This window comes from Neobacillus niacini (assembly GCF_030817595.1).
In the GTDB taxonomy this organism is placed as follows: domain Bacteria; phylum Bacillota; class Bacilli; order Bacillales; family Cytobacillaceae; genus Neobacillus; species Neobacillus niacini_G.
Genome location: NZ_JAUSZN010000001.1, coordinates 6,082,744 through 6,103,497 on the forward strand (window position 1 = coordinate 6,082,744; position 20,754 = coordinate 6,103,497).

Annotated in this window: 23 protein-coding genes; 12 read left to right on the forward strand and 11 right to left on the reverse strand. The window is 34.7% G+C overall.

What is annotated here, in order from left to right; translation table 11 throughout:
* Window positions 1–81: 81 nt before the first annotated feature.
* The 3 genes from QFZ31_RS28965 to QFZ31_RS28975 all read right to left on the reverse strand — a co-directional run bounded on the left by QFZ31_RS28965 (window position 82) and on the right by QFZ31_RS28975 (window position 984).
* On the reverse strand, window positions 82–435 hold the full coding sequence (locus QFZ31_RS28965) for a DUF898 family protein (RefSeq protein ID WP_307309887.1): 354 nt from the start codon (window positions 433–435) through the stop codon (window positions 82–84).
* A gap of 78 nt (window positions 436–513) precedes the next feature.
* Window positions 514–735, reverse strand: a complete 222-nt coding sequence (locus QFZ31_RS28970) for a hypothetical protein (RefSeq protein WP_307309889.1) — start codon at window positions 733–735, stop codon at window positions 514–516.
* Window positions 736–750: 15 nt separating this feature from the next.
* The gene (locus tag QFZ31_RS28975) at window positions 751–984 is read right to left on the reverse strand and encodes a helix-turn-helix transcriptional regulator (protein WP_307309891.1); all 234 of its coding nucleotides are present in this window, start codon (window positions 982–984) and stop codon (window positions 751–753) included.
* Window positions 985–1,249: 265 nt separating this feature from the next.
* On the opposite strand from QFZ31_RS28975, the gene QFZ31_RS28980 reads away from it, so the two are divergent.
* The 5 genes from QFZ31_RS28980 to QFZ31_RS29000 all read left to right on the forward strand — a co-directional run bounded on the left by QFZ31_RS28980 (window position 1,250) and on the right by QFZ31_RS29000 (window position 4,245).
* A complete protein-coding gene (locus tag QFZ31_RS28980; RefSeq protein ID WP_307309893.1) occupies window positions 1,250–2,533 on the forward strand; it encodes an FtsK/SpoIIIE domain-containing protein in 1,284 nt (427 codons plus the stop codon).
* Window positions 2,469–3,062 carry a replication-relaxation family protein gene (locus QFZ31_RS28985; protein WP_307309895.1) on the forward strand — a complete coding sequence of 198 codons (594 nt, stop codon included), beginning with the start codon at window positions 2,469–2,471 and terminating at the stop codon, window positions 3,060–3,062. The genes QFZ31_RS28980 and QFZ31_RS28985 overlap by 65 nt, the downstream gene beginning before the upstream one ends.
* Before the next feature lie 12 nt (window positions 3,063–3,074).
* On the forward strand, window positions 3,075–3,557 hold the full coding sequence (locus QFZ31_RS28990) for a hypothetical protein (protein WP_307309896.1): 483 nt from the start codon (window positions 3,075–3,077) through the stop codon (window positions 3,555–3,557).
* A gap of 41 nt (window positions 3,558–3,598) precedes the next feature.
* On the forward strand, window positions 3,599–3,736 hold the full coding sequence (locus tag QFZ31_RS28995; protein WP_307309898.1) for a hypothetical protein: 138 nt from the start codon (window positions 3,599–3,601) through the stop codon (window positions 3,734–3,736).
* Between the two features lie 128 nt (window positions 3,737–3,864).
* Window positions 3,865–4,245, forward strand: coding sequence for a hypothetical protein (locus QFZ31_RS29000; protein ID WP_307309900.1), 381 nt, complete (start codon window positions 3,865–3,867; stop codon window positions 4,243–4,245).
* A gap of 456 nt (window positions 4,246–4,701) precedes the next feature.
* On the opposite strand, the gene QFZ31_RS29005 is transcribed toward QFZ31_RS29000, so the two are convergent.
* From QFZ31_RS29005 to QFZ31_RS29025, 5 genes are all read right to left on the reverse strand, one after another.
* Window positions 4,702–5,952 carry a glutamate-5-semialdehyde dehydrogenase gene (locus QFZ31_RS29005; protein WP_307309902.1) on the reverse strand — a complete coding sequence of 417 codons (1,251 nt, stop codon included), beginning with the start codon at window positions 5,950–5,952 and terminating at the stop codon, window positions 4,702–4,704.
* A gap of 602 nt (window positions 5,953–6,554) precedes the next feature.
* A protein-coding gene (locus QFZ31_RS29010) for an IS3 family transposase (protein ID WP_307299975.1) occupies window positions 6,555–7,735 on the reverse strand; the annotation gives its coding sequence in 2 pieces (ribosomal slippage) (window positions 6,555–7,447 and window positions 7,447–7,735; 1,182 coding nt in all).
* A gap of 253 nt (window positions 7,736–7,988) precedes the next feature.
* A complete protein-coding gene (locus tag QFZ31_RS29015; RefSeq protein ID WP_307309904.1) occupies window positions 7,989–9,359 on the reverse strand; it encodes an MFS transporter in 1,371 nt (456 codons plus the stop codon).
* Between the two features lie 126 nt (window positions 9,360–9,485).
* Window positions 9,486–9,932 (reverse strand): PaaI family thioesterase, encoded by a 447-nt coding sequence (locus QFZ31_RS29020; protein WP_307309906.1) that lies wholly within the window; start codon window positions 9,930–9,932, stop codon window positions 9,486–9,488.
* Window positions 9,933–10,006: 74 nt separating this feature from the next.
* Window positions 10,007–10,582, reverse strand: a complete 576-nt coding sequence (locus tag QFZ31_RS29025) for a TetR/AcrR family transcriptional regulator (protein WP_307309908.1) — start codon at window positions 10,580–10,582, stop codon at window positions 10,007–10,009.
* Between the two features lie 321 nt (window positions 10,583–10,903).
* Between QFZ31_RS29025 and QFZ31_RS29030 the strand changes: the two genes are divergently transcribed.
* From QFZ31_RS29030 to QFZ31_RS29040, 3 genes are all read left to right on the forward strand, one after another.
* The gene (locus QFZ31_RS29030; protein ID WP_307309910.1) at window positions 10,904–11,614 is read left to right on the forward strand and encodes a hypothetical protein; all 711 of its coding nucleotides are present in this window, start codon (window positions 10,904–10,906) and stop codon (window positions 11,612–11,614) included.
* 763 nt (window positions 11,615–12,377) lie between these two features.
* Window positions 12,378–12,710, forward strand: coding sequence for a DUF3221 domain-containing protein (locus QFZ31_RS29035; RefSeq protein WP_307309911.1), 333 nt, complete (start codon window positions 12,378–12,380; stop codon window positions 12,708–12,710).
* Between the two features lie 373 nt (window positions 12,711–13,083).
* Window positions 13,084–13,545, forward strand: a complete 462-nt coding sequence (locus tag QFZ31_RS29040) for a hypothetical protein (RefSeq protein WP_307309913.1) — start codon at window positions 13,084–13,086, stop codon at window positions 13,543–13,545.
* Window positions 13,546–14,035: 490 nt separating this feature from the next.
* Here QFZ31_RS29040 and QFZ31_RS29045 read toward each other — a convergent pair whose 3' ends face one another.
* Window positions 14,036–15,310: an IS110 family transposase gene (locus QFZ31_RS29045; RefSeq protein WP_307309915.1), complete on the reverse strand. Its 1,275-nt coding sequence runs from the start codon at window positions 15,308–15,310 to the stop codon at window positions 14,036–14,038.
* Window positions 15,311–15,964: 654 nt separating this feature from the next.
* Between QFZ31_RS29045 and ltrA the strand changes: the two genes are divergently transcribed.
* A complete protein-coding gene (gene ltrA, locus QFZ31_RS29050) occupies window positions 15,965–17,239 on the forward strand; it encodes a group II intron reverse transcriptase/maturase (RefSeq protein ID WP_307309917.1) in 1,275 nt (424 codons plus the stop codon).
* Window positions 17,240–17,544: 305 nt separating this feature from the next.
* Here the strand turns inward: ltrA and QFZ31_RS29055 are convergent, their stop codons facing one another.
* The gene (locus QFZ31_RS29055) at window positions 17,545–18,792 is read right to left on the reverse strand and encodes an NAD(P)/FAD-dependent oxidoreductase (RefSeq protein WP_307309919.1); all 1,248 of its coding nucleotides are present in this window, start codon (window positions 18,790–18,792) and stop codon (window positions 17,545–17,547) included.
* A gap of 165 nt (window positions 18,793–18,957) precedes the next feature.
* Window positions 18,958–19,488 carry an Rrf2 family transcriptional regulator gene (locus tag QFZ31_RS29060; RefSeq protein ID WP_307309921.1) on the reverse strand — a complete coding sequence of 177 codons (531 nt, stop codon included), beginning with the start codon at window positions 19,486–19,488 and terminating at the stop codon, window positions 18,958–18,960.
* A gap of 345 nt (window positions 19,489–19,833) precedes the next feature.
* Here QFZ31_RS29060 and QFZ31_RS29065 point away from each other — a divergent pair, with 345 nt between their 5' ends.
* The 3 genes from QFZ31_RS29065 to QFZ31_RS29075 all read left to right on the forward strand — a co-directional run bounded on the left by QFZ31_RS29065 (window position 19,834) and on the right by QFZ31_RS29075 (window position 20,741).
* Entirely contained in the window at window positions 19,834–20,028 is a 195-nt protein-coding gene (locus QFZ31_RS29065; RefSeq protein ID WP_307309923.1) for a helix-turn-helix domain-containing protein, read from the forward strand.
* A gap of 19 nt (window positions 20,029–20,047) precedes the next feature.
* Window positions 20,048–20,245 carry a helix-turn-helix domain-containing protein gene (locus QFZ31_RS29070; RefSeq protein ID WP_307309925.1) on the forward strand — a complete coding sequence of 66 codons (198 nt, stop codon included), beginning with the start codon at window positions 20,048–20,050 and terminating at the stop codon, window positions 20,243–20,245.
* A gap of 211 nt (window positions 20,246–20,456) precedes the next feature.
* The gene (locus tag QFZ31_RS29075; protein WP_307309928.1) at window positions 20,457–20,741 is read left to right on the forward strand and encodes a hypothetical protein; all 285 of its coding nucleotides are present in this window, start codon (window positions 20,457–20,459) and stop codon (window positions 20,739–20,741) included.
* The last annotated feature ends 13 nt before the right edge of the window (window positions 20,742–20,754 follow it).

Genomic DNA, 20,754 nt, shown 5'->3' on the forward strand with positions numbered 1-20,754 from the left:
GGTGAAAATATTTAAACCATGTATTACGATTACCCCACAACAAAAGCCTTCCTTAATTGGAGGGCTATTTTTTTTTACTATTTAATTATCAAATACAGTATGTTTTACTTTCCATTTTTCCATTGCAATAAATAACCAAAAACTATAGATTCCTAATGTAATAACAGTTAGAACCCACCACTTTATCCAATTCCCAAACAAACCTACAGCTGATCCAGTAAACTTCAATCTTCTTCCATTAATAACAGTATGATTAGTTTTCCAACCTAAAATCATTGTAATTGCCCAAGGATAGCAGATACCAAGTGTGCAAATTGTCACTAGCCCACCTAAAATTGACCATCCAATGTATTGCAATAATCCACCATCAAAATAAGACTTTCCTTCTGTTTGAGCAGCGTAACTTTGGTTTACATTAATTGTTAAATCAGACATAATTAACCCCCTATTGCTATTTGTGGGAAAATTATACCATGTATAGGACTAATAGGGTATATAAAAATGGGTAACCATTCAATTAATGTTAGTATTTTCTAGTTTTTTAATCAAATCGGTTATATCCTCACCATCAGCAAGTATCTTCTCAACTTCTTCATAATACGGCATTTCCCTTTTAATTTGTCTCAACCATTCGTAGGCAACTTGTTCTTTTGATTTTCCTCTCAAAGGAAATGATCCACGCTGCATCACTTTATTATCATTGGATATGTAGTGTATTACGATTAATACTGTCAATAAAAATTCTCCAACTTAAATATCAAAAAAATCATCTCTATTCACATTATAACCCATATTTTTTAATGCCTTTTGAATTTTTACCCATGTTTCAATCCTTGGACTGTATTCAGGATCACTACACATATTTGATACAGTTGTTCTTCCTACTTTAGATTCCTCTGCAATTTCTTGTTGGGTTAATCCTTTTTTATCAACCCATTTTCCGAACTTACTTCTTTGTTTTCCTAATCCAAATAACCCAAACATTGAATCCCACTCCTAGACAAGTTTTCTATAAGTCTTGTCTAAAAATCCCGATTTTAAACCTAGTGCAAAAAAGTGGAATAATGGACAATCCGTATCAAATACCATGTAATATACCAAATGAAATTCCACCTCACTATTTTTCCAAGGAACATTCCAGATGTTGAAGTATCAACAGTTTCGACACTCTTTTCACTCTTCCAGATTGGTGTAACTAATTACTATGTAATTATCAAGAGGTGGCGTATGAAAGGAGGAATAGAACAGTATGATTTTTGAAGTTGTTACAACAACAATTTTTGGAGGTATTGCATTGAAGGCTTATAAATTAAAAAGTGGGGCAGGGAACGATTCAAAAAAAATAAATAAAATTTTTGCTCTTAGTGGACTAAATGTGAAAGATGGTAGTCAAACATTAACTGCTCAACAACTGAAAAAGAAGAATATCGAAGGTGGGGTTGAGTACCGTTATCGAACCCCTTTAGGAAGAAGTTTCGAGGATTACTTATCAAAGAAGGAAGCAATTCAAGCTGGTTTAAACACTAGATCAGTTAAGTTCCAAATGAAGGACATTAAAGATTATCTTAAAGATTTAAAGTTTGATAAAAATTTAATTTCTAATCTAAAAGAAATCCAAATTAAGAAACTAACTAACAATAAAGAAGTTGAAATGTTTTATGATGGAGTATTAAAAATTCGAGTGTATAACGAACCAATGTCACCAAAAATTAAATGGGAAAAAGAATTTCTTAAACCTAATTCATGGTCTGTACTTATTGGGCTTAACCGAGAAGATAAAATTTATCATGATTTTGATAAGAGAAAAAGTATTATTATTGCTGGTGTACCGGGTAGTGGTAAAAGTGTTGTTATTAAGTTAATAATAACAAGTTTAATTTTGCAGAATCCCGATCACGTATCCTTCAGTTTGATTGACTTAAAAGAGGGAGCAGCGTTTACAAGATATAAAAATCTAAAACAAGTGATCAATTTCGGTAAAAATGAAGAGGAAGCTATTGAAATATTAAAAGATGTACAAGAAAAAATGAACATTGATTATAAAAGAATTGTTGATGCTGGTTATGAAGATGTAACAGAAGCGAATAGAAAACAAAGACATTTTCTTATCATAGATGAGGCAGCAGACTTAGCAGATACTCCAAAAGCTATGGAACTAATAACTGATATTGTTCGTAAGGGTAGGGGGAGTGGTTATTATGTCATCTACAGCACTCAATATCCTTCTATGCAAGCTGTAAGTTCTCAAATTAAAAGAAATATCCCCTCAAGACTATCTTATGTATTAGATAGTTCTACAGCTTCGGTAACAGTATTAGATACAAAAGGTGCTGAAGATTTACCAGACATTGCAGGGAGAGGTATTTACAAAGATACTAAGACAAAGATAATTCAGACTCCTTTTATGAGTAATGGTGTAATTGAGGAATTAATCAAACCTTTTAATGTAAAGAAGGAGGCTTTACCAAATGAAACCCCTGAACAAAAGGCAAGAACAAATTCTTTTATCGTTAAAGAAACTAGACTATCTTGACAGAGATCAATTAAATAGAATCCACAGACTAGGTACAATCCGCAATACTAATCGAATCCTCAAACAATTATCCAATTATCTATCATCCTATCGTGAAGATTATTCCACTATTTATTACCTGAATAAAGAAGGCAGAGAATATGTTACTTCTGAAAAAATTAGAAAGAAAACTAACTTTGTTAACCATGTCATTATGAGAAATCAATTTTATATCTATGCTGGTTTTCCTTCTAAATGGAAAAATGAAATGAAACTAAGTGACCGAGAAATTAGCATTGTTTGTGATGCATGGTTTAAAGCTAATGGGAAATATCACATTTTAGAAGTAGACTACCAGCAGACCATGAAAGAAAACAGAAATAAAATTGAAAAGTACAGAGGGCTTTATACCAATAAAAGTATGGAAAGTAAGTTAGGTCATGTTCCACCTTTATTATGGCTTACAACTACAGAACTAAGGAAAAAGAAATTAGTTGAATTATTAAAGGGATTACCTTATGGGGTTTACACAATTAATGACATCAAATAAGGAGTGATTGATATGAGAAGTGCAAAATCAATTAACTTTGGTGAATTTATGAATGGTGACTATAAAGTTCAACAAAAGGAAAGAAAACAAAGAATTATTCGCAAAGGTACAAAAATAGCAACTTCAGCGATACTTCCTATTGCTACATTGGGTGCTGTTGGTACATTAGGATTTGCAATAACAGCATTAGCAGCAACAACCAATACAATTCCAGTTTCAACTACTCCAATAGCCATTGAAGTAACTGCAAAGGAATGGATGTCAGAACAAACCCTCAGTACCTTAGCGCATGTATTAGACCCAATTGTGGATATACTTGTAGCTTTGTCATTCCCTATTGCTTCTGTAATCATCGTAGGATCATGTTTTCAATTCATGTTTGATAGAGCCGATAAGGGATGGACTATGATACAAAATGCTGGTCTTGGGTACGTCTTAATTCAGGTAAGCCCTCTTATCCTTAATGTATTGAAACAGGTAGGGAATGCAGTCTAGGATAAGGGTTTTATATAAACAACTTAGAGGAGGCAATATTAATGGAAATTAAAATTAAATTGAATGGCAAAAAACTAGTAGCTTGTAAAGGGTGCGGTGTATATTGCAAGTTATATGGTAAGAAAAAGAAGATGGGGTTATGTAATCACTGTAAAAACAAAGCAGCATGTGCAGTTTAGTGGGGGCTGATATTCAGTTCCCCTTTTTTCTTAATTAGAATTTATTACGGGACATAGGAATATAGATTTATAGTGGGTTGTTAAATTGAAGTCAAAAGACGAAGTGATTTTTCATAGGAGGGGATCAAATGAGTATTGAACCAAGAGAATTATTGTTAAAAATGAAACAGTATGAATTTGTTTATGATACGAAAATAGGTCAAGTAATGAATCCTAAAGCAGATGAAGACAAGGAATATGTATTGAAAATTTTAGATTTACTGTATAAAAACTTTGACAGGGTAAGATATATTGATGATATGGGAAGTAAGTATACTGGTAAAGGTGCTTGGGCTGTTATGCTTTCTCAAAAGTTTGCTTTATTGGATAAGAGGATACCAATTCCACAAGTACCTTTTCATATTAAGATAGATGGTAAAAATGATCTATCCATAAAGACTAAACATGCTTATCTAATGTTAGTCGGATTCTTTAAAGAGTCAGATAATGAAATTTGTGTATGTTTATAACTTTAGGGATGAAGAATACCGGAAAGTTTATAAACAGTTAGTTAAAAATAAATCACTAATAAAATAATTTAGTTTATCTGCGGCTGAAAAGTCGCTTTTTTTATGCTCTATTAAAGCATGATTTTGATTTGTTATTGAACTAACTGGCAGTTTAGTGGAAGAATGTCTTTAGTTCTTATTCAATAATCGGTCCATATTATTGAATCAAAGCATTTTATGCAATGTTACCAAACACCACTTTAGGTGCGTTTTTGTTTTTATTAAAGAGGTGAGTTTGTTAAATAAAAGTAGTTTCAGTAGCATATAGAATGAAAAAGCTCACTCATTAGAATGATAATGAGCGAGTTTACTTTTGAACTTTAATTAGACCATTAGAAAAATCTAAACGAAAGGAAATTGTATGTTAAAAACTTCTATTACATATGGATAATGCTAAAGCCTCATAACTTAAACTAATTATTCACGGATTTGACCATTGCCCTGCACATAAAATTTTGTTGTTGTTAATGCAGGTACTCCCATTGGTCCTCTTACATGCAATTTTTGTGTAGAAATGCCAATTTCAGCACCAAATCCAAATTCAAAACCATCTGTAAATCGCGTTGATGCATTGTGATAGACAACGGCTGCATCCACATCATTTAAAAATCGCTCTACATTTGTAGCATCCTCGGAAATAATGCATTCAGAATGCTGTGTACCAAATTGATTGATGTGAGCAATAGCTTCCTCTACAGTATCTACAACCTTTATGCTGATCAATAAATCTGAAAATTCTTCTGCGTAATGTTCTTCTGTAGCTAGGGTCGCTTTCGGGAAAACTTCGCACACCTTTTCATCTCCGTAAATGTCCACATTCGCATCTGCTAATGCCTCTAAAATTTCTTTCCCATACTCATTAAAGAAATCTTGATGTAATAGTAAATTTTCAATCGAGTTACATACAGACGGACGCTGCGTTTTCGCATTTAAAATAATGGGTACAACCATCTCATATTGAGCTGTTACATCTACATATACATGGCAATTGCCAGCGCCAGTTTGAATAACAGGTACAGTTGCTTCATTTACAACTAAATCAATTAAATTTTTCCCGCCTCGTGGAATTAAAAGGTCTAAATACTCAGTTAAATGGAACAATTCTTTCACACTTTCACGAGATGTGTCTTCAATTAATAACACGGCGTTTTCTGGGAAAGATACTCGTTGTAAAGCTTTGTGAATAGAAGCTACTAATGCACGATTTGAAAATTTAGCTGAAGCTGAACCTCGTAATAATACGGCATTGCTTGTTTTTAAAGATAAAGCTGCTGCATCAATTGTTACGTTAGGACGAGCCTCATAAATCATCCCTAACGCACCAAGCGGTACACGTCGCTTGCTAATAACTAGACCGTTTTCTTTATTAAATTGTTCTAGCTGTTCTCCGATTGGATCTGGTAATGATACGACTAACTCAATTTGATCACACATCGCTTGAATACGCTCTACATTCAAGGTTAAACGATCCAGCATCGAAGCTGATATACTCGTTTCTTTCGCTTCTTGTATATCCTTTTCATTTTCACTTAAAATATAAGCTTGATCTATTAATAGTTGTTCTGAAATGGCTTGTAGTGCTTGATTCTTTTGTTGAGTTGTTTTACCTTGTAGACTAACACTAGCTTCTTTTACCAACTTTGCTTTTTGAATCACTTCGTTGTTCAATTGCTCTTCCTCCTTCTTGTTATCTCTATTTTGGGGAAAGAGACAACACTTACCTCTTATGAAAAAATTACTTATATTTTAACATAGATAAAGTGTTAGCAATCAACATTTTGGGATTAACTAACCCATTTATTACAAACGTCTTTATCGTACTTGCTTTTTCTTTTAATATTGTTTATACAGCTCTTTATGCAAAGGTAAATAAACATAGCTACAAAAAGACTTTTCAAGATTTTGCAGAAAACACTGTAGGTGTACTATCTGAATAAAAACCTGTATATAGACAATTTATTAACGTTGTAAATCTTCATTTTAATCGTTCCTAAACTTCAACTACAGGGGCTTTAGTTGAAAAACGATCTTCAACAAACTGGCGCTTTTCCGAAATTAGGAGAGCGTCTTTCTTCATGAAAAGGGTCAGATTTTATAGCAAAACCTATAAAGAAAATTGGATATTTATATTACATTTTAGAAAAAGTTGTGGATAAATACACTTAAAGTAACTGTTTGTTGAAGATGTTCATCTAAGTTTAAATAATAAATTTAATTTTAAAAAGCTGCCAATATGGTCTTACCCCTGTCAAGTAGACAGCTTAAAAAAACTATGCGACTAACGCGTGTCGGTATTCAACTGGCGCGCGTTGGTTTAGTTTCTTCTGAAAACGTTTGTAATTATAGTGGTAGATGTAATCTTCGATTGCTTGTCTAATCTCATCTTCTGTTTTACACTGTTCTATATACAACTTCTCTGTTTTAAGGTGCGAAAAGAAGGATTCGATGCAGGCGTTATCCAGGCAGTTTCCTTTGCGAGAGTGGCTGCCCTTTACGCCGTATTCTTCTAGTCGTTTGTTGTATAGCTTAGACGTATACTGAAAGCCTTGATCTGAATGTACAACGGCTTCAGCTACGTCTTTTTTGCTTGTCCATTGAGAAACAGTATTTAAGACAAGTTCAAGATCATTTCTTCTTGATAACTCCCATGCTACAACTTCATTATTAAACAAGTCTTGAATGACCGATAAATAATAAAATTGCTTACCATCCGAAACGTATGTAATATCCGTAACCATCTTTTGATTAGGAGCTAATGCCTCGAATTTTCTATTAAGACGATTAGGTTGTATCACAGAAGGTGTGTGTCCATGTCGTTTCCTCTTTTTGCGTATGATAGCTTGAATTTCCATTTCCTTCATAAGACGGTATACCTTTTTATGATTAATTGAATAATCGTTTTCATTTAACCAAGTGGTCATACGAGGGTATCCAAATTCAGGATGAAGTAAATGAATCCCCATCATGTGTTCTCTTATATCCTGATCTTGTTTGGCTCTTTCTGCTCTATCTTTCTGAGTAGCCCTCCACTTATAGTAACTAGCTGGCTTAACATAAGCGATCTCTAACAACCAGGTAATACGATGGGTATCTTTTAATTCATCAATGATCTCATATTTGATTTGTTGAGTGATTTCCTCTCCTCCTTTACCAGATTTGGATACTGCTTTTTTAAATAATCCACCTGCGCTTTCAAATAATCTCTTTCTTCTTCGACGGATTTAAATATGGTTCGTGGCCTACCTTTGAATGGATTAGTAGCTCCAACTCTTGTATCAAACTGTTCCCCATCTTTCCACTTCCTAACCCAAACTTTAAGTTGAGTACAATTTTTAATGCCAAGTTCTTCAGCTAAAACCGCATAACTTTTATTTCCATTGATATACTTCATAACTGCTTGTATCTTAAATTCATCAGTATAACTCTTAAATTCTTGTCCCTTTTTAGCCATTGAAAAATCCCCTCCAAGTATAAGTGTACCACCGACAATAACTATTGTGGTTTTTTTACACTGTCTACTTAAAGGGGATAATATCAATAGGGTAGCTTTTTTATTTATGTCGCAAACTGGGAAGTTCAATATGAAATGGATCACAACAGAAAAAATTATTTTATTGACCTTCTTTTGAAATAAAACAGCACCCCATGGAAGAGTGCTGGAAACCTATTATGGACACCCTATTTCTATTCAAGCGTTGAAGAATTTAACTTTGCTCCTTTAACCTAGCCCTACGAAGATAGAAGCTGTATATGAAACTTGCCATAATGTTAATAATCGAGAAGCAAATAAAAATATTTCGATAAACTATTTCCAAAGATAAACCTTCTTGAATGGTTATGAGTAATCCAGAAATAGTCACTCCGAGACCCGCACCGAAAAATTGCATTAATTGGACGATTCCTATCCCCGAACCAATTTGATTGATTGGCAAGATCCTTGTTATCTCGTTTGAAATACTCGAAGAAATTGCCGTAAAGCCAACGCTAGCAAACATATAAATGAAAAGGATAAAATGGGGATTTACAGAAGAGAACCATGCAAATAAGATTGAGGCACTTAATAACAATAACTGCCCAAAAATAATTAAGGGTGCATTCCCAAAACGGTCAATGAGTCTTCCTATATAGATGCCAGCAACCACAGCGATAACCGCACCTGGAAAAATAATCATTCCTAGCTCTGCCGGTTCTTTTCCGAATACAGTTGTGAGAATAATGGGCATTAAAAACAGATTTGAAAAGTTAATGAAAAAAGCGGAACAATTAATAAGAAGGAGCTTTGTATATTGCTTATTTCTAAGTAGGGTTAGCGGAATAAACGGTTCTTCCGTCTTATTAAGATATTTCCACCATACCGCAAAAAGAACAACTGTTCCTAATAGTATCCCATACGAAAAGGTAGATAGAAACAGTAACAGACCTGTTACACTAAGCCCCGTAAGAATAGAACCGAATAAATCGAAATGACCTTTTTTAATCACCTCATTAGGCAATAACTTTAGGAAGAAAGGAATAGACAGGACAGAAAAAATAGTGACAACGAAAAGATAATTCCATCCTAAGTATTGAGTAATCACTCCCCCTAGTACAGGACCTAACCCAAATGCCAAAGAGGCAGCGGAAGCAATAATCGCCATCGCTTTTCCACGCCTAGATAGAGGGATATACCGCCCAGCCATGATCATACTTAATCCCATAACTGCTCCTGCTCCAGCTGCTTGAAGAATTCTAACTCCTAATAAGATAAAAAAATTTGTTGAAAAGAAGCCGATGACTGATGATATTCCTAATAGGCAAATTCCATGGAGTAGAAGTCTTGAGAGGGGAACAAAATCAGATAGGCGTCCAAATGTTAACGTTGAAATGGCAAACATGATGGAATAACCTGATACCAGCCATGAGCCCAAGGATGAGTTTAAGGATAAGTCTTTAAGTATAAAGGGTAATGCAACATTAAACATGGTTGTATTCATTACCACAATCAAAGTGGTAACACTCCATATTAAAATGAGTTTATTCTCTTGTAAGTGCACCGTGCTTTCTATTTTGGAAGGAGCCGTTAGAATAGAAGGCATTTGATCCCACCTTACCTTTTCATATTGATAAAATGAACATTCCATTGTGCTACAAGCTAAACGCTAGCTAAAACCTATATGGACCTCACTTTGAATGGACTTTCTTTTTACAAGAGATTGGTTATACTATTCAATTTTCAATCTTTTTCCGTTATGGTTACCCTTCAAAATCATACATGTACTTGTAGAATGTGCCACGAGACTTTGTTTTTCATCATATACATGACACTCCAGCAATCCGACTGATGAACCTTTTTTTATTAATTTTCCCTCAGCTCGAAGTCTAGATTTAAAAATAGGTTTTAGGAAATTTAATTTAATTTCTATCGTCGTAAAAAGTTCTTCCTCAGCTAATGTAGTTACAAATGCTAAGCCCATCGCAGCATCGGCTATGTCACATAAAATTCCGCCGTGCAGCGTACCCATTGGATTATGTAACCTTTCAGTTGCATCGATTTCAACTACAACTCTGCCTACTTCCACTTCCGTTACGTTAAAACCTAATACCTCCGCAACAGGAGGTCCAGGTAATTCACCGACCGCTATTTTCTTTAAAACCTCTAAATGATTCATTCTTTTCACCCTCCATATTAAATAAAAAGATTAGACAAAATCATTACTTTTTTAGAACGTTCATTCTAAAATAGTTAATCTAATACCGCTAAAGTGGAATCAATGATGTTTTGAAGTTTCTCTTTATCTTTCGTTGTTTTGGCTAATACTCTTACCCCAATAAGTGAATTATGAATAAATTGAGATGATTTTTCTATATCAAGTAGATTGGATATTTCCCCACTTATTTGCCCCTGCAATAGTAGTTCGCATATAAATGATTCTGTCTTACTAAAGCTTTTACTAATCCTGTCAGCAATTTCTTCGTCATGTAAGCTTAATTCGACTGCTGTATTGACAATGAAACATCCTGGGGGTTTTTCTTCATCCGAAAAAGTCACCATTTCAAATAATCTTCTTATCGCTAACTTGACCGAAATAATAGGTTTAATTTGTTGCTCCATTCTTTTTCCGATTATTTCTTCGAAGAGTTGTAAAGCTCGTAGAAACAACGTCTGTTTATCCCCAAATGTGTCATAAATACTTCGACGGTGTATGTTCATATAGTCAACTAAATCTTGCATAGACGTTTTTTCATATCCATTTCGCCAAAAAAGCACCATTGCTTTTCGTAAAACCTCGGCTTCATCAAATTCTTTGTGTCTAGCCATTTTTTCACCCCCTTTAAAAATTTTATCATTTTTAGAATGAACAGTAAAGAATATTCTAACTATTCAAACGGTTCGGGGATAATGAGCAACGGTAACATCGATATTTTCTTGTTCATTTCAAAGAGATTGTGAAGAATTGTACTTAAAGTAAAGGGTGCGATTCTTCAATAAGAAGATTGCTTTTTTTTGTTGCACTATCGTCAACAGTTTAGTTGAATAAATATATACTTCAACGGTAATCTTGCGGAAATACACCCAACTATGCTAACCGTTTCTTAAACTGGATCAGCCTTCCCAAAAGAGACCATAAGGAGATTGTTTATGCCAATCATAAGAGATATTCAGCTTTACGTTCCGAAAAACAAAGAACAGAACTGGACATTCTTTCACGAAACAAGATGTATTACATTTTTATATAGCCGTCTTCTGCCAAAGCTACAGTCAAAGGATGATAAAGGGATACAAATCTATTGTGTAGACAACCTAGAACAAAAAGAGCAAATCGATAAGTTTACTCACATTATCTTTGATTATTTTCCTGTATTTGTAGAGGCGGATGTTGAAAATATACTGACACTAACATCCGATAGAGAAAAGAAAGAACGGATTCTAGAAATTGTGCACGAGGGAATGAAACTCGCTGCTGAGGAGTTTAATTGGGACATGTCTTCTCTTGATTTGGTTTATGAGAACATAAAACAGCTAGATTATGAGAATGTCTATCCTCTATTAAAGAAGAGCAGCCCAAACAGGAAGTACATCTGCAGCGTCTTGTGTCATCATGAAGTAGTAAGTATCGATGTTTACATGGAGATCAAGAAAAGAAGTGGTGAAGTCATTAATAAAGAGAAGCTATTCTCTGTCGGGAATACTGATGAACAGGATTTATTCAGCGATTTTGGAAATCTTGAATGGAAGCTGAATCATAAAGTGGAGTTTGCGGATAAGGATTATAAACATATCTATCGTTTAACATTTCTTGAAAAGGACAAACCTAAAAATCTAGTATGGAAAATTGAAAAGTCTTGTTGAACTAACGGCGGCAAGAGTTGAAGTTCCAGGCTGTCAAAATTGGCAGCCTTCTTATTGAACTAAAGAAGCAGAATAGTTGAATAAGACAACTGGTTTTTTATGGTAATATATAGTGAAAGAGTGAACGGAGAGGTGAACTTAAGTGACAAAGAGGAAGAATTTATATGTACTATCTTTAATCGTTTTAGCCTTACTGATATTATCAGCAGTGTTAAATTTTAATTCGTTTAATTATGCTAAAAACGCTTGCATTGAGAACGGCAAGACTCCAATAGTTGACTCAACTTTTTTAGTATTTAATTGGAGTGTTTTTTGTGAATAATGCATCCTATATTGTTTAACAAACATGGCAGTTTAGTTGAAGTGGGATTATGGGTAATTGTGGTAAAATGTTTTTATTAGGGGGGATTTAATGGACTTATTTTTTATTCCAAATATGATAAGAAATATAATTTCAACATTTTTTCAGAACGGCATTTGGGTTGTAGGCTTTTTTTACTTTTTAATTAAGATATTCGATAATAAAACTCTTAAAATCTTTTCAAAATACATTATTATAGTTGTTTTAGTATTGTTATTTATTCATTCAGTATTAGTAAGTATATAATTTAATTTTATATTGAGTTAAGATGTCAGCTGCCATTTTTGGCGGCTGTTCTTATTGAGCTAACGGGGCAGGATAGTGGAAAAGTCCAAATTATCCTTTCTTCGGCAAAAGCACCATTTACCATTAAAAAGCATATGAACGGAGGAATAAAGTTAGATGACAAGGATATTTAAAGCATTAGCAATCATTGTTTTATTAACCATTGTTGGATGTTCTAATTCAATAGACAGCAGTGAAGAAAAAAACAATGAAATCAAAACGGAAAATTCCAGTTTTATAGGAACAATCAAAGATATTAACGGTAACACTGCAATTGTTTCTGCTAAAGTGTTTGAGGGTAATCCTGAAGGTGATGTGATTGTTGACCTTTCCGTGAATAATGATGAAACATTCCAAGTTGGAGACAAGATAAAAGTAGGATTTGATGGCATCATTAAAGAATCGAATCCTGCTCAAATTAATACTCTTTCTGTTGAATTGGTTGATTGATAAAATAATATCCGCGTTCAATTAACGGGTAGCAAGAGTTAAAGAACGAGCTGCCATTTACTAGTAGTTTTTAGTTCTTCTTCAACTTTCGTTTAGTGATTCTTCAAGATGAAGGTAGCCATTTTTCTTATTCCAAAAGTAAGATTGTGAAAAATTGTACTTAAACTATTGGGTGCGATAGTTAAAGATCGAAGCTGTCACTTTGGCAGCTTTTCTTCTTGTGCTAACGGGGCAGTTTAACTTAAGAAGAAGTAGGCAGACAAGAAAAGCGTTTTTTTGTGGTGGTGGTGGGAGATTAGCGAAGAACAACTTACGACATAAAATGAATACTTAGAAAATGAATAGAGAACGCTAAGAAAGAGGAGGGCTAAAGATGTCAAATAAAAATCAGTGGCTACTTAATGTTCCTATGGTTTTATTAGTATGGTTAACAATCCCTTTTTTAGGGGTACGTAATATTAAGAAATTCCTTCCTGCATCCATTTTTATTGTAATTGTAGAAATTCTTCTTGCCCAAATTGGGAAGGAACGCAAATGGTGGGTTTTTTATAAAAAAAATTCATTTATTTCTGTGGTATTACCTTTTTATATTGGCCCTTTTTTAATAGGTTCAATGTGGATTTTAAAATGGACATATGGAAATTTTAAACGTTTTATTACACTCAATGCAATAGTAGATGGTATGTTTGCCATTTTAATGATGGGTTTATTAAAAAAATTAAAATTAGTTACACTCGTCCGGTTTAATAAAATTCAATTTTTTCTTTATTTGTTTCTTAAGTCGTTCTTGTTATATGGATTTCAATACCTCATTGAAAAGAGAAATGCTGACTAGATTTGGTTAAAGGGATAAAATTGTTAGTTATGTTAAATTGATGGCATATGTGAAATTTTGCACTTAAGCTCCCTCAGTTAGATTCGATTATCTCTCAAATACTCACTTATTCGCAGGATTTCAAATAACTTGGATTACATCAGGGGACTGATGAAAAGAGTTTTAAGCATTTTGGCTACATGAAGGCATACCTAAATAAAGGAGGTAGTGATATCTCCACTATTTTCCATATAATGTACGTTTTCTCCACGCCACCCCTGGAGGTTTTCGCTCCCATGTCTCAACGGGTCAAATGCCCTCTCATTCCTTCGTCATACCTATCCAAGTGGTAGATGCCGGTCTTTCTAACGGAACGGGTCAGAGCCCTTATGCTTAAGTAATCCGGTCCTTCGTACTTTCTTTGAAATCCTACGAATAAGCCAATATTCGATATATATTTATCTATTAGTTTATTAATTTACCTGTAATTGAAGATATGTTGGAAATTTTATTAAGCAGCTATTGAAATTAAAGGTTGTACTTTGTCGGAACGATAAGATTCATTTTTTCTTGCCATTCCTACTAGAATTCTTGCGAATTTATTTATTAGTTTCATGATGGACTTCATTTTCTTCATCTTTTTTACATTAACATTATTAGAATGCAATTCTTTAAAATCGGGGTTGTTCATGACAAGGCTCATTGTCGCTAGGTACAAAAAGCGTCGTAAACGGGACCTTCCTCGTTTTGAGAGGACAATTTGTCCTTTCCATTTACCTGAACTTGCCTCTGCTAAATGTAACCCTGCATGTCGTAATAAAGAATTACCATGAGCAAAACCACTGAGATCTCCAGCTTCTCCTAAAATACCTGCAAGTGCAATTTCGCTTATGCCTTTAATGGCAAGCAATTTTTTAGCGAAAGGTATTTTACTAAGAACTTCAGTGACTTCCTTTTCAACTCTTTCCAGTTGGGCTGTAGCTAGATCGAATTCTTCAAGTAATTGTTCCAAGTGTAATTTATAAGCATCAAGAGCTTGTGGTGTACCAACAGAATGGGTAGCTAATTCAATAAGTAGTTGTGCCTTTCTTAAACCAGCTTGTCGTTTCATTAAGGTTTTCCAGCCGTTCACGATATCCTGTGGTTTCATTGAACTAATTTCAAGTGGGGTAGGGAATAAGCGAAGTGTTGCGATTGCCCCTTTTCCTTTAACATCTTTGAAAACTTGCCGAAGTTCTGGGAAAACAATATCTACCCAACGGTTAATCTGATTTACAGCACTAACAAGTCTTTTTACGGTCATGTCACGATTAGACATTAAGACTCGTAGTTTTTCAAAGATTTCTGAAGAAGGGCGAATAAACGAATAATAGCCATTCTTCACCATATCAGCGATAACTAAGGCATCTTTTTTATCACTTTTAGATTGGGTATTATCACGATTTTCTTTATTTCTTTTTACAAGGTGGGGGTTTACTGTCACTACTTCAATATTTCTTTCATAAAGCCATTTTGATAAGTTAACCCAGTAGTGTCCGGTTGGCTCCATACCAACGATCGTTGTATCTAAGCCCTTTAAAGCTTTCAACCGATTAATCCATTGTATTAATCTAGCAAAGCCATCTTCATTATTTTCGAACGTTAGAGGATCACCAATAACAATGCCACGGAAGTTTACGGCACGAGCAACGTGAAACTGTTGGGCTATATCTATTCCGACAATAAGATGTTTGATCGAAATTCTTTCAATTAGTTGATTTTGTTTGTCTTGCATTTTAAACTTCATAATAGAGCTTCCTCCTAAGAATGATTTTGTGTTGTGTGTGTATAATCATCTTACTGAGGGGCTCTATTTTTTTCAAACGCGAAAAATAGCTATCTACAGGAATTCTAACGGGTGCTAGAGCTTAACAAGAGTCGTATCTGCGGCTCTTTTTCTTATGTGTGCCAGGCATGGCAACTATCTAGGTGGTGAAAGTCCACTGTGGGGGTACACATCGACCAACCACTAAGGAAGCGCAAGGTACTTATCGTGAGATAAGGGCTGGAGGAAGCGTGGAATAAAATCTTGGCTCGACGTACAGAAATCTGATACTAAGGCTTTATAAAGGGATGAGGCTCCATAGCAAGTCAAAGTCCAAAAGATGTGCGTAACTTTGTAGAGTAAATCAGGCGAGTAAAAGAGGAAAGATAGTTGTCTTACCCTGGGAGGTCTTGCGGATGTACGGAAGTACAGTCGAAAAAGGTTAGTCGCAAGAAGTCAGCAGAAGCCATAGTAGTGAAATTATTCATGAAGGGCTGAACAATTTATAGTGTTTCAACACCACGAATGCGTAAGTGACGTACTCCGAATGTGTTAATGGAGAAAGTATGAGCGTATCTCAAAGGATAACCAAAATGGAGCTATCACTTACTACGTGAGAGGAAAGGAGAAACGAGTGTGAACCTTTTAGAACAGATTCTAAGTAATCAAAATATGAATGAAGCTTACCTGCGTGTCTATAAAAATAAAGGTGCAAGTGGCGTCGATGGAGTAACAGTCGAAGAACTAAAGCAATATCTGAGAGAGAACAAGGATGAGTTACGTCAGCGCATCAGAACAAGAAAATACCAACCACAGGCTGCCTTAAGAGTGGAAATCCCAAAAGAAAATGGCAAGATGCGCAAGTTGGGAATACCAACAGTAGTGGATAGAGTAGTTCAACAAGCTATTCATCAAGCTCTCAGTCCGATATTTGAAAAGCAATTCAGTGAATTCAGTTACGGCTTTAGACCAAAAAGAAGCTGTGAGATGGCTATTATAAAAAGCTTGGAATTTCTGAATGATGGACACGATTGGGTGGTAGACATTGACCTCGAAAGATTCTTCGATACAGTCCATCACGATAAACTCATGCGAATTATCGCTAACACAATAGATAATGGTGATGTCATCTCGCTAATCAGAAAATACTTAGTAAGTGGAGTCACGGTGAAAGGGAAATATGAAGAAACACCAGTCGGGACTCCGCAAGGAGGGAACCTTAGCCCATTATTGAGTAATATTATGTTAAATGAACTCGATAAGGAACTAGAGAAAAGAGGGCTAAGGTTCGTGAGATACGCTGATGACGCTCTCATCTTTGTGAAGAGTGAGGCGGCAGCAAACAGAGTGATGAAATCAATCGTGAGATTTATAGAAGGAAAACTAGGATTAATAGTCAATGTGGAGAAGAGCAAAATCTCTCGCCCAAAAGATTTAAAATTCTTAGGATTCGGGTTTTATTACGATACTAAAAACAAGAGGTATCAAGTAAAACCCCATCTTATGTCAATACAGAAGTTTCAAAGGAAGCTTCGAAAATTAACAAAGCGAAACTGGAGTGTTCCGCTAGACTTCCGAATTTTAAAACTGAAACAAGTCATACTTGGGTGGGTTAATTACTTTAGAATCTCAAATATGAAAAAAGCAATGAGTGAGATAGATCAGAAGCTTCGCTCCAGAATTAGAGTCATCATTTGGAAGCAATGGAAGGTACCTAAAAAACAAATTAAATCGCTTATTCAATTAGGGATTCCGGAGGAAGAAGCGAAAGGATTAACCTTCTGTCGAAAAGGTTACCGGTACATTGGACTATCAAAAGTTGTCCAAAGAGCAATCTCAAACAAAAGACTAAAGCAGAGGGGACTTCCCTCTGCTTCAGAACATTATCTAAAAGTACACACTGTAATATAAATTGAACCGCCGTATACGGAACCGTATGTACGGTGGTGTGAGAGGGGCGAAAATAATCAACTTATTTTCCCTCTACTCGATTCGACTAACTGGCAGTATTGTTGAATAAGAAATATATAAATTCATGTTATATATCCTCCTGAATAACTTTAATTCAACTATCTCAGTTATCTTATCGGTAACAATTAACGGAATAAATACCGTCAATGATTTGCTTGAAGTACAGGTACTACCCTCCTTTCTAATAACAAAAGGGCAGTGATTTCTCACTACCCTATACCCTCATATTTAAAACGTCGGAAAACCTATTTTGTATCTTCTCTAAAGCGGTAAGGCAAATGATCATCAAGTGTAGCTATATATCTTGGTTCGGCTTCTTTTAGTATTTCTTCTTTATCGTCCAAAGGAGGAGCGAGAAACTTTGTGTTAACGTTTATTTTCACTTCCTTGGCGTCCTGCCCCTTGGTTAAAACCTTTCTATCCCATCCCTCTGTAAGCAATGCTCCCCAATCTCCTAGATCAAGACATGTAACATAGGAAGGTTGTTTGTAAGGCAATGTATCTTTTTCGAACAAGTCACTTACCAAATTATAACCTACAAATCTTCCTTGAGGTTGGGCATGCTGACACGACATCATCGCAACATTAGTTTCATCTGTCAATACCCTGACACAGTCTCCTGCAGCATACACATCATCAGTACCAATTACACGTAAGAATTCATCAACAGGCAACCTGCCGAAATTATCACGTTCCACTGGGAAAAGAGAGGTTAGAGGACTTGCTTTCACTCCTGCTGTCCAAATTGTAGTTAACGCAGGTAGTTTTTCACCATTACTTAGTACCACACCATTGTCAGAAATGCTTTTTACTGAAACTTTTGTGAATGACTCGATCCCCATATCTGATAGAGCCTCTTTAATTACTGCACGAGATTCTTCGCTGAACTCCGGAGCAATGTCAGAATGATCAACTAATAGAATACGAACAGCAGAAGGGTCATCCCCATTTTTTTCTGCAACATGTTTTAGCATGGAGGCCATTTCTGTAGCGACTTCTAGACCGGTAAAACCAGCACCAACAACGACGGCCGTATAGCATCCTTCTGAAGATCTTTTTGATACCAAATTATCTAAGTGTTGATGAAGTTTACTCGCTTCCTGGAAAGTATCGACAGAGAAAGCATGTTCTTTAAGACCAGGGATATTCGGTATTTGCAAACTACTCCCTGCAGCCAGAACTAGCTTATCGTATGTTAATTTGAAAGTATCAGAAGAGCTTGAGATGTTCACTGTTTTGTTATCTAAATCAATACCTTCTACGTTGCCTTCAACACTTTTTACCCCGATCGGTTTAAGGATTCTTTCAAATGGTATACGAACTTTAGACAAATCAGATTCATAAAATCTAGGACGTATATTTAAGAAAGAATCTCTACTTACCACGGTAACTTCTACTTCATTCTCCTTTCCAAGTTCAATCGCCCTTCGAATTGCACCTGCTGCACCCCAAAAACCTGCAAATCCTCCACCTATAACAACAATTTTCTTCATAATAACCTCCAGAAATTTGTATTAGTTAAAATCAATATAACGATATCATAGATATCATATGTCTACAATATATACCGTTAATAGTTATACTGTCAAGCAAACAAAAAAAACCCTCAGGAATATGCCGCAGTGCATTCCTAAGGGGGCTTTTTCAAACATAATAAGTTAGTCCGTTTTATTATTTTGTTTTGTTTTATGAGAGAGTTCCTTCTTAAACCACTCCTCGGTTTGATTTTGAAACTCTAATGGAATTTTTTCTTTTAATGCTTTGCTTAACCATGCAAGATTTTTTTGACTCAAAAAATCACGCATTTTATTTTCGGCTTGTAACATGACAGATTTAATAGTACATGATTCACAAGTCATCCAATTAGGAAGTTCTTCACTATTAAGCAGAATACAACTTTGTCTAATCTCTGCACATTGAAACATTGTCGTAGAGCCTTCTATGCTTTTTACAACGTCCCAAAATGTGATGTTCTCCGGTTTCCGGGCTAGTTGGTATCCCCCTTTTACACCAGGTATGGACCTAACAATACCATCTTTTGAAAGTTTGGTAAAAATCTTGGATAGATAGGTTTGGGAAACTCCTTGGAATTTGGCTAATTCTTTAATTCCAATACTAGACCCTGAAGGGAGATCGGTAAGATAAACTAGACAATGCAGAGAGTATTCAACACCAATACTATATTGCATTGTTGACCTCCAAATTATAGATTTTATAGCTCTACAATAGATATTTTTATCTTTTTTGTCAAACGTAACAGGGAATTGGTCAAGATAATCACTTGGAAGTTAATTTGGATACTTATGTTAAAAAGTAGAGATTGTGAAGAAATGTACTTAAAGTAACGGGTAGCGTTAGTTAAAGAAGACCATCAATGTGGTGGTCTTCTTTTTTTATGTCTCAAATTATCAACATTATTGGTTAACAGAGCCTTTTGTTTCGATATCAACTTAATTATCTTTAACAGAATATTTTGACATTATAAATTAGTTTATATATAATCACTTTTGGACTTGGAGGTGTAACTATTAAGTGTGACTAAATTAGAAAAAGTGATGCTTGAAGTGAAAGACATAATGAATTTGATGGGAATTTGTAAGCCAAAAGCATATGAGATTTTAAGAAGTGACCAATTTCATGTGGTGAAAATGGGACGAAAATACATGGTTCACAAAGATGTATTTGAAAATTGGTTAAAAGGGGAATCCAAACCAAAGAAAAGATGGTGAGTGAGGTGCAACAATAGGTGTGACTGAATTAGAGAAACTAATGCTTGATGTAAGGGATGTTATGACAATTACTGGATTAGGAAGAAACGCTGCTTATGAATTAATGAAAAGTGGGGAATTCCACGTTAAAACAATTGGAAAAAAATATCTAGTCCATAAAGAAATCCTTGAAAATTGGCTAAAAAGGGAAACAGGAAAGCCAAAGAAAAGATGGTGATAATATGAAAAAAAGAAAAAATTCAATACAGAGGAAACTGTCATTAATATTGCCATAGATGTTTTTAAAATTAGAGCAGAAGTTCTGATTTGTGAAATGTTTGTCGATTTTGTAAATAATGAATATGGCAGAACTTTAATTGAATTGAGGACTGAAAAATGAGAGACATTAATAGAACCTAAAATTAGAAATAGAAAACAAGTGTTTTTAGGTGAAATCAAAATCGAGGATTACCTTCAAAAAGAAGTTGATTATTGTTGGAAAAATACAAGAACAGTGGATACAGGTAGCAAGAGGTGAGAGGCTGAATAAGCAAATAGTCTTTAACAACAAGGAATATGAGGTTACTGAAGAAATAGGTAAAGTATCCTTCAAAGATAAATCTAACCAGTCAGTTAAAATTAATTTCAGTTTTAGTAAGAATCCTGACAAAAATAAATTAGCAAAAGATGGTCTAACTATGTTTTTTACAGAGGTATTTAGCAAGGCTTATTAATGAAAGATAAGTA

Coding starts and splice junctions, on each gene's coding strand:
- QFZ31_RS28965 (WP_307309887.1), bottom strand. CDS start 435: ATGTCTGATTTAACAATTAATGTAAACCAAAGTTACGCTGCTCAAACA.
- QFZ31_RS28975 (WP_307309891.1), bottom strand. CDS start 984: ATGTTTGGGTTATTTGGATTAGGAAAACAAAGAAGTAAGTTCGGAAAA.
- QFZ31_RS28980 (WP_307309893.1), top strand. CDS start 1,250: ATGATTTTTGAAGTTGTTACAACAACAATTTTTGGAGGTATTGCATTG.
- QFZ31_RS28985 (WP_307309895.1), top strand. CDS start 2,469: ATGAAACCCCTGAACAAAAGGCAAGAACAAATTCTTTTATCGTTAAAG.
- QFZ31_RS28990 (WP_307309896.1), top strand. CDS start 3,075: ATGAGAAGTGCAAAATCAATTAACTTTGGTGAATTTATGAATGGTGAC.
- QFZ31_RS28995 (WP_307309898.1), top strand. CDS start 3,599: ATGGAAATTAAAATTAAATTGAATGGCAAAAAACTAGTAGCTTGTAAA.
- QFZ31_RS29000 (WP_307309900.1), top strand. CDS start 3,865: ATGAGTATTGAACCAAGAGAATTATTGTTAAAAATGAAACAGTATGAA.
- QFZ31_RS29015 (WP_307309904.1), bottom strand. CDS start 9,359: ATGCCTTCTATTCTAACGGCTCCTTCCAAAATAGAAAGCACGGTGCAC.
- QFZ31_RS29020 (WP_307309906.1), bottom strand. CDS start 9,932: ATGAATCATTTAGAGGTTTTAAAGAAAATAGCGGTCGGTGAATTACCT.
- QFZ31_RS29025 (WP_307309908.1), bottom strand. CDS start 10,582: ATGGCTAGACACAAAGAATTTGATGAAGCCGAGGTTTTACGAAAAGCA.
- QFZ31_RS29030 (WP_307309910.1), top strand. CDS start 10,904: ATGCCAATCATAAGAGATATTCAGCTTTACGTTCCGAAAAACAAAGAA.
- QFZ31_RS29035 (WP_307309911.1), top strand. CDS start 12,378: ATGACAAGGATATTTAAAGCATTAGCAATCATTGTTTTATTAACCATT.
- QFZ31_RS29040 (WP_307309913.1), top strand. CDS start 13,084: ATGTCAAATAAAAATCAGTGGCTACTTAATGTTCCTATGGTTTTATTA.
- QFZ31_RS29045 (WP_307309915.1), bottom strand. CDS start 15,310: ATGAAGTTTAAAATGCAAGACAAACAAAATCAACTAATTGAAAGAATT.
- QFZ31_RS29055 (WP_307309919.1), bottom strand. CDS start 18,792: ATGAAGAAAATTGTTGTTATAGGTGGAGGATTTGCAGGTTTTTGGGGT.
- QFZ31_RS29060 (WP_307309921.1), bottom strand. CDS start 19,488: ATGCAATATAGTATTGGTGTTGAATACTCTCTGCATTGTCTAGTTTAT.